The following is a 12,971-nucleotide window of genomic DNA, read 5'->3' as shown; positions in this document are numbered from 1 at the left end:
TGGTGAAGAAGGCGTACGCGCGGCTGCCCGCACCGGTGCGGGTACACAACCTCTACGGCCCGACGGAAGCAGCGGTGGACGTCACGTACTGGCCCTGCCCGCGCGGAGAGGACTTCCACCGGGTGCCCATTGGCAGGCCGGTGGCCAACACGGTGCTGTACGTGCTGGACACGCACGGGCAGCCAGCGCCGGTGGGCATTCCCGGCGAGCTGCACATTGGCGGCGTGCAGGTGGGACGCGGCTACTGGCAGCGGCCCCAGTTGACGGCGGAGCGCTTCATCCCGGACGCCTTCAGCGGCACTCCGGGGGCGCGCCTGTACCGCACCGGAGACGTGGCGCGGTGGCTGCCGGACGGCACGCTGGAGTACCTGGGCCGGGCCGACTTCCAGGTGAAGCTGCGCGGCTTCCGCATCGAGCTGGGTGAAGTCGAAGCCACGCTGCGAGCCCACCCCGAGGTGATCGATGCCGTCGCCTTGGTGCGCGAAGACGCCCCAGGCGATCAGCGCCTCGTGGCCTATGTCACGGGAGAACCGGCGCCGGACGTGACGGCGCTGCGGGCACGGCTGGCTGAGCGGCTACCGGCCCACATGGTGCCCACGGCCATCGTGACACTGCCGTCCCTCCCCCTGTCTCCCAACGGCAAGGTGGACCGCAAGGCCCTGCCTCAGCCGGTTGTCACCCCTGTCCCCGGGGCCGCTGCCCCGCCCGTTCAAGAGCGCATGACTCCGTTCCAGCAGCGCGTCGCCGCCCTCTTCCGTGAGCTCCTGCGCGTGGAGCGCGTGGGCCTGCACGACGACTTCTTCGCGTTGGGAGGCCACTCGCTCCTGGCCACGCAGCTCATCTCCCGGCTGCGCACGACGTTCGGCGTGGAGCTGTCCCTCAACGCGCTCTTCGATGCGCCCTCCGTGGCCCGCGTCACCGAGCTCGTCGAGGAAGACATGCTCATGCGCGCCAGCGCGCCCCAGATTCCGGCGCTCCGGCCCGTGCCGCGCGACGGGGACCTGCCGCCGTCCTTCGCGCAGCAGCGACTGTGGCTCATCGACCAGCTCCAGCCCGGTGGCAGCCAGTACAACCTGCCGGGAGCGGTCCGGCTGGAAGGCGCGCTGGACACCGAGGCCCTGCGCCGCGCGCTGGAGTACCTCGTCAGACGTCATGAGCCGCTGCGCACCTGCTTCGTCATGCGTGACGGTGACCCCCTCCAGGTCATCCACCCCGCGACGGAGTGGGCGCTCCCGCTGACGGACCTCACCGGACTGCCCCAAGGCGACCGGGAGGCCGAGGCGCGCCGGCTGGCCGCCACGGAGGCGGGACAGCCGTTCGATTTGAGCGCGGGCCCCCTCCTGCGCACCCTTCTGTTGAAGCTGGACGCCGAGCTGCACGTGCTGGTGCTGACCATGCACCACATCGTGTCGGACGGCTGGTCGCTCGGCGTCATCGTGCGCGAGGTCGCCGCCGCCTACGACGCGTTCGCCCAGGGCCGAAGCCCGGCGCTGCCGCCGCTGCCCATCCAGTACGCGGACTTCGCGTCCTGGCAGCGGCAATGGCTCCAGGGGGACGTGCTCACCGCGCAGGTGGACTGGTGGAAGGAGCAGCTCGCCGGTGCGCCCCAGGTGCTGGACCTGCCCACCGACAAGCCGCGGCCTACCCAGCGCTCGCAGTTCGGCGAGCTCCACCCCATCCACCTGCCCCAGGACGTGGTGGCGCCGTTCCTCGCGCTCGCGCGGCAGGCGGGAGGCACGCCCTACATGGCGCTGCTGGCCGTGTGGCAGGTGCTGCTCGCGCGCTACAGCCGGCAGGAGGACCTGCTCGTGGGCTCGCCCATCGCGGGCCGCCGCCACGGCGAGGTCGAGGGCCTGGTCGGGTTCTTCGTCAACACGCTGGTGCTGCGAGCCCGGGTCCGTCCGCGGGACTCGTTCCGCGCGTTCCTCTCGCAGGTCCGTGACACCACCCTGGCCGCGTACGAGCACCAGGACCTGCCCTTCGAGAAGCTGGTCGAGGAGCTCCAGCCGCGCAGGGACCTGGGCCGCAACCCACTGGTGCAGACCTTCTTCTCGCTGCTGAACACCCCCATGGGGCCGATGCGGGCCACCGGCCTCACGCTGCGTCCGGCGGACGTGGACATCGCGACCTCGCGCTTCGACCTGGGCCTGGTCCTCATGGACGACGCCGACGGCCTGCGCGGCGCCATCGAGTACAGCACCGACCTCTTCGAGCCCGCCACCGTGGCCCGCCTCGCCGGGCACCTGCGCGTGCTCATGGAGGCCGTGGCCGCGGCTCCGGACCAGCCGCTGGGCACGCTGGCGCTGCTCACCCCGGGCGAGCGTCAGCAGCTCCTCGAGGAATGGAACGACACCTCGGCCCGGTACGACGGCGCTGGCGGCACCATCGCGGAGGTCATCGCGCGGCACGCCGCCCTGCGCCCGTTCGCCGTGGCGTTGGAGTCTGGTGACGAGACGCTGACCTTCGAGCAACTGGACTCGCGGGCCAACCAACTGGCGAACCTGCTCCGGGCGCGCGGCGTGAGCACGGAAGTGCTCGTGGCCGTGAGCCTGGACCGGGGCTCGGCGTGGGTCATCGCGATGCTGGCGGTGCTCAAGGCCGGAGGCGCCTTCGTGCCGCTGGACGCGTCGTACCCCGCGCAGCGGCTGGCCATCATGCTGGAGGACGCGCCACCGCACCTGCTGCTCACGTCGCGGGCCAACCACGCGAAGCTGCCGCTCCCCGATGGTGGGCTTCCCACCCTGCTCCTGGAAGAGGTGGACCTGTCGGAGTGGCCCACCACGCCCCTTGTGTCCGACGTGGGCCCGAACCACCTGGCCTACGTGATGTTCACGTCCGGGAGCACGGGTCGTCCGAAGGGCGTGGCCATCCCGCACCGAGGCGTCCTGCGCCTCATGCACAGCGAGCCCTTCATCCGCTTCGGCGTCCGGGAGACGGGGCTCGTCATGGCGCCCGCCTCGTTCGACGGCTCGGTGATGGAGCTGTGGATGCCGCTGCTCAACGGCAACCGCGTCGTCCTCTATCCGCCGGAGGCGCAGGCCAGCGACCTGGACACGCTGTCCCGCGTGGTGGAGCGCCACGGCGTCACGCTCATCCACTTCCCCGCGGGCCTGTTCTCGCAGGTGGTGGAGCACCGGACTGACTTGCTGAAGAAGCTGCGGGCCGTCCACGTGGTGGGCGACATCCTGTCCGCGCCGCACACACGCCGCACGTTGACGGCCACCGGCGTCCCCGTCTCCAACGGCTACGGCCCGACGGAGAACTCCATCATCTCCACCAGCTACACGGCCACCGAGGCCTCGCAGGTCGGGGCCTCCGTGCCCATTGGCCGGCCGGTCTCGAACACGCAGGCATATGTGCTGGATGCGCAGCTCCAGTTGGTCCCCGTGGGGGTGCCCGGCGAGCTGTACGTGGGCGGTGAAGGGCTCGGGCGCGGATACGTGTCGCGGCCGGACCTCACGGCGGAGCGCTTCATCCCCGCTCCCTTCGGCACGCAGCCCGGCGCGCGCCTCTACCGGACGGGCGACCTGGTCCGGTGGCGCCCGGACGGCACGCTGGAGTTCATTGGCCGCACCGACAACCAGGTGAAGGTGCGGGGGTTCCGCATCGAGCTGGCGGACGTCGAGGCCGCGCTGCGCACCCAGCCCGGCGTGCTCGAAGCCGCCGCCGTGGTCCGCGAGGACGTCCCCGGCGACAAGCGGTTGGTGGCCTACGCCATGGGCCGCGACGACGCGCCGCTGGAGGTCGCGGCGCTCCGCGCGGGCATGCGTCAGCGGCTCCCCGAGTACATGGTGCCGTCCGTCTTCGTGGTCCTCCCCACGCTGCCGCTGAGCACCAGCGGCAAGGTGGACCGCAAGGCGCTCCCGGCGCCGGACAGCGCCTCCACGGGCCGCGATGGCCAGTTCGTGGAGCCTTCCAGCCCGCTGGCGCAGCAGCTCGCCGCGCTGTGGGCGAAGGAGCTGGGCACGGAGCGCATCGGCCTCCATGACCACCTCTTCGACGACCTGGGCGGAACGTCCCTGTCGGTGGTGCGCATCGCCAAGCGCATGCGGGAGACGTTGAACCGGGAGGTGCCGGTGGTGTGGCTGTTCGAGCACCCCACCGTGGACGCGCTGGCCGCCGTCCTGGAGCGCGACGCGAAGGGGGATGAGGCCCCCACGCGGCCCCAGCCTGTCTCCGAACCTGGCAACGCCGAGGCGAAGCCCACCACGGGCTCTGGCCTGGTCGCCATCGTGGGCATGTCGGGCCGCTTCCCGGGCGCCAGCTCCGTCCAGGACTTCTGGCGGAACCTGCGCGACGGCGTGGAGTCCATCTCCCGCTTCACGCCCGAGGAGCTGGAGCGGCTGCCCGGCCTGCCCGAGGGGGTGGAGTTGTCGCAGCACCCGGCCTTCGTCCCGGCCGGTGGTGTCCTGGACGGCATCGAGGGGTTCGACCCGGGCTTCTTCGACCTGTCGCTGCGCGAGGCGCAGTGGATGGACCCGCAGCAGCGGCTCTTCCTCCAGACGGCGTGGTCCGCGCTGGAGGACGCGGGCATCGACCCGGAGCGCACGCCCGAGGCCATCTCGCTGTACGCGGGCGCCATCGACTCCGGCTACAAGGACGCGGTCCGCGCCACGCTGCCGCTGGATGGCGCGGCGCTGTTCGAGCTCTACGGCACCGCCACCCATGAGAGCCTGGCCACCAAGGCCTCGTTCAAGCTGGGGCTCACCGGTGAGAGCGTCCTCGTGTACACGGCGTGCTCCACGGGGCTCGTCGCCGTCCACCTCGCGTGTCAGAACCTGCTGGCGGGCCGCTCGGGTGTGGCGCTGGCGGGGGCCACGCGCATCGCCGTCCCGCAGCGCACCGGCTACGTCTACCAGGAGGGCATGATTCTCTCTCCGGACGGCCGCTGCCGGAGCTTCGACGCGAACGCGCAGGGCACGGTGTCCGGGAACGGCGTCGCGTGCGTGGTCCTCAAGCGGTTGGAGGACGCGCAGCGCGACGGCGACTCCATCTACGCCGTCATCCGGGCCACGGCGACGAACAACGACGGGCGCTACAAGTCCGGCTACACCGCCCCCAGCGTCCAGGGGCAGGCGGCGGTCGTCGCCCAGGCGCTCGCGCGCTCCGGCGTGCGGGCGCAGGACATCGGCTACGTGGAGACCCACGGCACCGCGACGCCGCTGGGCGACCCCATTGAAGTGGCCGCGCTCCAGCGCGCCTACGGCCTGGGCGCCGAGCACCGGGGCACCATTGCCCTGGCCTCGCTGAAGAGCAACATGGGGCACCTGGACACGGTGGCCGGACTGGCGGGCCTGATGAAGGTCGCGCTGTCCCTGCACCACGGCGAGGTGCCGCCCAGCCTGCACTTCGAGCGGCCCAATCCGCAGATCGACTTCGACGCCAGTCCCTTCTTCGTCAACACCACCCTGCGGCCGTGGCCGAGGACCGAGACGCCGCGCCGCGCGGCCGTCAGTTCCTTCGGCATTGGCGGCACCAACGCCCACGCAGTGCTCGAGGAGTCCCCCATGGCGCACAGCGGCTCCACCACGCGCTCGCACCAGGTCGTCACGCTGTCCGCCCGCTCCGCCGAGGCGCTGGAGGCGGCGTCGCGGCAGCTCGCCGGACATGCGGGGGCCCACGCCGCGGACCTGTCCCTGGCGGACGTGGCCTTCACGCATGCCGTGGGCCGCAAGGCCTTCGAGTTCCGGCGCACCGTGGTGGCCCGGGACGCCGCGGACCTGACGGCGCGGCTGCGCAAGCCGTACACGCCGGTGAAGGTGACGGACGCCGACGTGAATCGCCGCCGGGTGGCCTTCATCTTCCCGGGCCAGGGCGCGCAGCAGGCGGGCATGGGCCGCGAGCTGTACGAAGCGGAGCCGGCCTTCCGCGCGCATGCGGAGGCGTGCCTGGCGCTGCTGGAGCCCGCGCTCCGGGAGCGGGTCCGCGAGGTGCTGTTCGCCGGGCCTGGGATGGACGCCGCCGCGGTGGCTGACACCCGCGCCGCCCTGCCCGCGCTGTTCACGGTGGAGTACTCGCTGGCGCGGATGTGGATGGACTGGGGCCTGCGGCCCTACGCCGTGCTGGGGCACAGCTTCGGTGAGTACGCCGCCGCGTGCTTGTCCGGTGTCCTGTCGCTGGAGGACGCGATGCGGCTCGCCGTGGCGCGCGGCGAGCTGATGCACCGCATGCCTCCGGGCGCGATGCTGGCGGTGGCGATGCCGGAGTCGCAGGTGCTGCCGCTGCTGACGGGGCGGCTGTCGCTGGCGGCCATCAACGCGCCGGACCGCTGCGTCGTCGCCGGGCCCGTCGCGGAGGTGGAGCGGCTTCAGGAGGAGCTGCGCCGCCGTGAGGTGGGCACCGTGCGGATGCCCGCGCCACATGCGTTCCATTCGGCGGACGTGGAGCCGCTGATGCCAGCGCTGGCGGAGGTGGTGAGCTCGCTCCAGCGCCATGCGCCGACGCTCCGGTATTCCTCCAGCGTCACGGGGCGCTGGGCCCAGGCGAACGAGCTGGCCCAGCCGGAGTACTGGGCGGCGCAGATGCGTCAGCCGGTGCGCTTCACGAACGCCGTGGGGGCCCTGCTCGAAGAGGGATGCAGCCTGTTGCTGGAGGTGGGCCCGGGGCAGGACCTGACGCCGTTGGTGCGTGCCTGCCTGGGACGCGACAAGGAGCGGGTCAAGGCGGTGGCGACTCTGCGCCGTGGCGGTACGAGCACGGAGCACGCGAGCCTGATGACCTCGGTGGGCGAGCTGTGGACCCTGGGCGTTTCGGTGGACTGGAACGTCTTCTACGGCCACGAACAGCGGCTGCGCCTGCACCTGCCCACGTACCCGTTCCAGGAGAAGCGGTGCTGGGTGGAGGCACCGGTGCGGCCAGCGCAGACTGCTACTTCCGCGCTGGCGAATGGCGCGGGGCACGCGGCTGCGGTCGCGGCGTCATTCCAGCCCCCGGGCGGTTTCGCGACGACCGGGGCGGCTCAGCCCGCGGCGTCCACGTCGCTGGCGCAGGCGTCCGCGGGCTTCGCGACGCCCGGAACCACTCAGTCCTCGGCCCACGTGCCAGGCGGACAGAATGGCTCCTCGGTTCCGCCCCAGGCCCACGGCAGCCTCGCGGCCCCGCAGGCCACGTCGCCGCATCAGGCCCACGGCAGCCTCGCGGCCTCCCAGGCCACGTCGCCGCATCAGGCCCAGGGGACGCCTGCGCCTGTCGCCACGCCAGAGCGTGAAGACGCGCCCCGAGGCGACATCGAGGAGCGGCTGGCCTCACTCTGGCGCGAGCGGCTCGGCATGACGTTCGTGGGCCGCGACGACAACTTCCTGGAGATCGGCGGCAACTCGCTGATGGCCGCTCAGCTCCTCAACCAGGTGCGGTCCACGTTCGGCGTCCAGCTCCCCCTGGCCGCGCTGTTCGAGGCCCCCACCGTGGCGGGCATCGCGCAGCGCATCGAGCCCCTGCTGCGTCAGGCCCCCGCCGTGGAGACCTCGCGCGAGCTGCCCATCGTCCCGTTGCCGCGGAACGAGCCCCTGCCCTTGTCCTTCGTGCAGGAGCGCGTCTGGCGCCTGGAGCAGCACCTGCCGGGCCTGTCCGCGTACAACATCCCGTTCGTCCTGCGGCTGGAAGGCGCCGTGGACGCGGTCCTCCTGGAGCGCGCCGTCCAGGAGATCATCCAGCGCCACGAGTCCCTGCGGACGACCTACGACGTGGTGGACGGCCGCCCGGTGCAGCGGTTCCACGCGCGGATGCACATCCCGCTGGTGCGCGTGGACCTCACCGGCGCCCCCGAGCACCGCGAGGCCGAGGCCATGCGGCTGGCGCGCGAGGACGCCGCGAAGCCGTTCGACCTGGTGAAGGGCCCCGTTGTCCGGACCACGCTGGTCCGGCTCGACGAGCGCCTGCACATCCTGCTGGGCAACATCCACCACATCGTCAGCGACACGCTGTCCATCTCCATCTTCATCCACGAGCTGTTCCAGTGCTACGCGGCCTTCCAGCAGGGACGGCCGTCTCCCCTGGCCCCGCTGCCCGTGCAGTACGCGGACTTCGGTGCATGGCAGCGCAAGGTCGTCGCCGAAGGGCGCCTCCCCGAGCAGGAGTCCTGGTGGCGTCAGCAGCTCGCCGCCATGCCACGGCAGCTCGGCCTCGCCACGGACCGGCCGCGCCCTCCGACGAGTCCGCTCACGTCGGTGCGCATGCCGGTGTCCTTCTCGGCCGCGCTGTCCCGCGAGGTGGCGGAGTTCGGAAAGCGTGAGGGCTACACGTCGTACATGATGGTGCTCGCCGCATGGCAGGCGCTGCTGCACCGCTACAGCGGACAGACGGACATCATCGTCGGCACGCCCATTGGCAACCGCACCCGGCCGGAGCTGTTGCCGCTCATCGGGTACGTGGCGCACTCGGCCGCGTTCCGCACCAGCTTCGCGGATGACCCGACGTTCCTCGAGCTGATCGCCCGCGTGCGGCAGGAGGTCAACGACGTCCAGCTGCGTCCGGACGTGCCCTTCGAGCACCTCGTGGAGGCCCTCATCCCCGGCAAGGACATTGGCCGGGGCCGGTTGACGGACACCATCTTCGTCTTCCACACCACCGCGGGCGGAGCCGCCGCGGCGCTGGAGCTGACCGGTGTCCGCGGAACCATGATGGAAGTGCCGGACGCGCCGGTGCAGTGGGGCGCGACGCTGTCCGACCTGTCCCTGGTGCTCGGCGATGACTCCGGCCGCATCGGCGGCGCGCTGGAGTACGCCACGGAGCTGTTCGACGAAGCCACGGCCCAGCGCATGGTGGAGCACCTCCAGGTGTTGCTGGGCTCGGCGCTGGCCCGGCCCTCGGAGCGCATCTCCCGGCTGCCCCTGGCCACGGCGGCGGACCGGAGCGCCTGGCCCGCCCCCCTGCCCCGGTCCGTCTCCACGCCGATTCCCACGCGGCTGTCCCAGCGCGCGGTCCGTCAGCCGGGAGCCACCGCCGTCATGCAGGGCTCGACGTCGTGGACCTGGAGCGACCTCGCCCAGCGTGCGCGCGACGTCGCCGCTCGGCTGCGTGCGCTTGGCGTGCAGCCCGGTGAGCCCGTCGCCGTCTGCCTGAAGCCGTCCCCCGCGAAGCTGGCCGTCCTCTGGGGTGTCCTGGAGGCCGGCGGCGCCGTCGTGGCCGTGGGCCCCACGGACCTGGGACGCCTGTCGGACTTCGCGTCACCCGGAGCCCGGGTGCCGGTGCTCATCACATGGCGAGGCATCATGACCGCCGCGCGGCTGGATGCGGCGCGGGTGCTCCATGTGGAGGACGCGCTGGAGTCTTCCGGTGCGCTGGCGGAGAGCCCCGCTCCGGCCCCTGAAGCGCTGGCGTGGCTGTTGCCCGTGGGCGCCAACCAGTCGCCGTGGGCCCTGGTGCATCAGGGGCTCACCGAGCTCTTCGATGCGCTCGACAAGCGGCTGCGGCCCGCGGAAGGCGCTACGTGGGTGGCCGCCGCGGAGTCCTCGGCGGAGCGTCCGGAGCTGGAGGCCCTGTGGGCCCTGTCACGCGGGCTGACCGTGACCTTCCCCTCCGAGCAGGTGACGGCCCAGTGGGAGGTCCTCCAGGGCGGCGGTCCGCGCCAGGGCGCGATGGACCTGAGCCTCATCTACTTCGCGAACGATGAGGACTCGCTCGTCGGTCCGAAGTACGAGCTGTTGGTCGAAGGCGCGAAGTACGCGGACGCCAACGGCTTCTCCGCGGTGTGGACGCCGGAGCGGCACTTCCACTCGTTCGGCGGCCTCTATCCCCAGCCCGCGGTGGTGGCGGGCGCGCTGGCCACCATCACCCGCAACCTGAGCCTGCGCTCGGGCAGCGTCGTCCTCCCGCTGCATGACCCGCTGCAAGTCGCCGAGCAGTGGTCCGTGGTGGACAACCTCTCCGGAGGCCGCGCGGGCCTGTCGATTGCCACGGGCTGGCATGTGGCGGACTTCACCTTCGCCCCGCAGAACTACGAGGATCGCCGCAACGTCCTCCTGCGGAACCTGGAGACCCTCCGGACCCTCTGGCGAGGCGAGAAGCTCCGCCGTCCAGGTGGTGGCGGCGTCACGGTGGAGGTGGGCCTGCGGCCCAAGCCCGTCCAGAAGGACCTGCCCGTGTGGCTCACGGCCGCCGGCAGCCCGGAGACGTTCCGCCTGGCCGGCGAGGTGGGCGCTGGCGTGCTCACCGGTCTGCTCACGCAGTCACTGGAGGAGCTGAAGCAGAAGGTGGCGCTCTACCGCGAAGCCTGGCGCCGCAACGGGCACCCGGGCCGGGGCCACGTCGCGCTGATGTTGCACGCGTTCATCGGCGATGACGAACAGGAGGTGCTGCGCACGGTCCGCAAGCCGCTGCTGGGCTACTTCCGGAGCTCAGCGGAGATCTCCGCCTCGCTGCTGGCCGCGCAGGGTTACCAGGGCGAAATCGACAAGGTGTCCGAGGAGGATGTGAACGCCCTGCTCGAACACACCTTCGAGCACCACGCGAAGGGCACCGGCCTCATCGGCACGGTGGAGAGCGGCGTGCAGCGCCTGCTCCACGTCCGGGAAGCCGACGTGGACGAGGTGGCCTGCCTCATCGACTTCGGCCTGGACACGCCGGTGGTGCTGGAGGGCCTGCGCCGGCTGACCGTGATTCGCGAGCGGCTGGTGCAGGAAGCCTCGCAGCGAAAGGTCCAGCGGCAAGCGGAGGGAACGCTCGCGGTGGACGAGCTGCTGGCGCTGGCCCGGCAGTCGGGCGCCGTCCTGCTGCATGCCTCGGCGCGGCTGGCGCGCACGCTGGTGGAGCTGCCGCAGGCCCGCGAGGCGCTGGAGCCCGTGGGCGCGCTCGTCCTGGACGGCGCCTCCGCGGAGCTGGCCCTGTCGCTGCACCGGAACCTGGGCACGGAGGTCCTGCTCGCGGGTGCCGCCAACGAGGGAGGCCTGCTGCCACGGCCTCCGACGGAGCGTGTCCCCGAAGGGCTCCAGTCTTGGGTGCTGGACGCGGCTGGCTTGCCGGTGCCCCCCGGTGTCGTCGGTGAGCTGGCCCTGGAGGGCGCGGGCCTCCCCTGGGACTTGTGGCGCGCCAACGAACAGGAGCGCCGCCGTTTCGTGCAGCACCCGTCGAGCAGCGAGGCCCGGCTCTTCCGGACCGGGCGGCACGCGCGGCTCCGCGTGGACGGCCGCGTGGAGCACGTCACCCTCCCCGCCGCGCCCAAGGTGCAGGCGCCCGCGCCGAAGCCCAAGGCGCCCCCCGCGCCCTCGGCGCCCGCGCCGATGCTGCAACCCGAGCCCTCCGCGATTGCTCGCGTGTCCCGGAGCCGGCCGCTGCCCCTGTCCTTCGCGCAGCAGCGGCTCTGGTACCTCCAGCAGCTCGATCCGAGCAGCACGGCGTACAACAACGGCTCCAGCTTCCGCCTCACGGGCCCGCTGAACGTCGAAGCGCTCCAGGCCGCGCTCAACGAGGTGGTGCAGCGGCACGAAGTCCTCCGCACGACGTACCAGCTCACGGAAGACGGCGCGGTCCAGGTCATCCACGCGGAGGGCTCGCTGCCGATGCCGCTGGAAGACGTCCCCGGTGAGACGGCGGAGGCGCGTGAAGCGGAGATGCTGCGGCGGTGCGCGGCGCTCGGGGCGATTCCCTTCGATTTGGAGAAGGGGCCGGTGGGGCGCGCGGTGCTGCTCCGGCTGGGACCGGAGGAGCACGTCCTGAGCCTGATGCAGCACCACGTCATCTCCGACGCGTGGTGCACCCTGGTGCTGGGTCGCGAGCTGTCGGTGCTCTACGCCTGCTTCAGCGCGGGCATCCCCTCTCCGCTTCCGCCGCTGGAGGTGCAGTACGCCGACTACGCGGTGTGGCAGCGCCAGTGGCTGGAAGGCGCGGTGATGGAGGAGCAGGTCCGGTGGTGGAAGGAGCGGCTCACGGCCGTCCCCGCGCTCGAGCTGCCCACGGACCGGCCCCGGCCCGCGATTCAGTCCTACGCGGGCGGCAGCTTCCGCTTCGAGCTGCCCGTCGATGTCTCGGAGCCCCTGCTCGCCTTCGGGCGGCGTGAGGGCGCCACGTCGTTCATGGTGCTCATGGCGCTGTTCCAGGCGCTGCTGGGGCGCACCGCGGGTCAGGAGGACTTCGCGGTAGGCATCCCCACGGCGGGACGCTCCCGGCCGGAGGTGGAGGGACTGCTGGGCTGCTTCGTGAACACGCTCGCGCTGCGCTCGCGGCTGGAGGGAGCACCGTCGTTCCGGGAGCTGCTGGGCCGCGTGAAGCACCAGTCACTGGACGCGTTCGCGCACCAGGACGCGCCCTTCGAGCGCATCATCGAAGCGCTCCAGTTGCCGCGTGACCAGAGCCGCACGCCCGTGTTCCAGGCCGTCCTCAACGTGGTCAACACGCCCACCGTGGACGTGGCGCATCAATCGCTGAAGTTGAGCCAGCTCGGCATCGAGGCGGATACCTCCAAGTTCGACCTGAGCCTGGAAATTGTCGAGCGCAAGAACACCCTGTTCTGCCGCTTCGAGTACGCGTCGAGCCTCTTCGATGTCGGCACCGTGGAGCGGCTCGCGGGCCATCTGATCGAGCTCGCCCGGGCCGTCATCGTCACGCCGGACCTGTCACTGCAGCGCGTGGCCATCCATTCGGAGGCCGAGCGCCACCAGGTGCTGAAGGGCTTCCAGGGTCGAGAGCTGGCGCCCGCCTCGGAGGCGACCATCCACGCGCTGATGGAGGCGCAAGTGGCGCGGACGCCGGACGCGGTGGCGGTGGCGTTCGAGACGGAGCGGCTGACGTACCGGGAACTGGAGGCGAGGGCCAACCAGGTGGCGCACCACTTGAGAAGCCTGGGGGTGGCGCCGGAGTCGCTGGTGGGCGTGTGCCTGGAGCGCTCGGTGGACCTGGTGGTGGCGCTGCTGGGGGTGCTTAAGGCGGGGGCGGCGTACGTGCCGGTGGACCCGGCGTACCCGAAGGAGCGGCTGGGGTGGATGCTGGAGGACACCGGGGCGTCGGTGCTGCTGACGCACGAGAAGTGGAAGTCGGNG

At 71.9% G+C, this 12,971-nt stretch carries 1 protein-coding gene; it reads left to right on the top strand.

Annotated elements, in window-relative coordinates; translation table 11 throughout:
* Positions 1 to 12,971, top strand: a 12,971-nt coding sequence (locus tag G4D87_RS21965) for a non-ribosomal peptide synthetase/type I polyketide synthase (protein WP_163784038.1), incomplete at both ends; no start/stop codon positions are given.

Origin of the sequence: Myxococcus vastator (assembly GCF_010894475.1) — a bacterium.
GTDB lineage: Bacteria > Myxococcota > Myxococcia > Myxococcales > Myxococcaceae > Myxococcus > Myxococcus vastator.
Note: the sequence above shows the minus strand (reverse complement) of the source record. Positions and strands in the feature narration are given on the sequence as shown.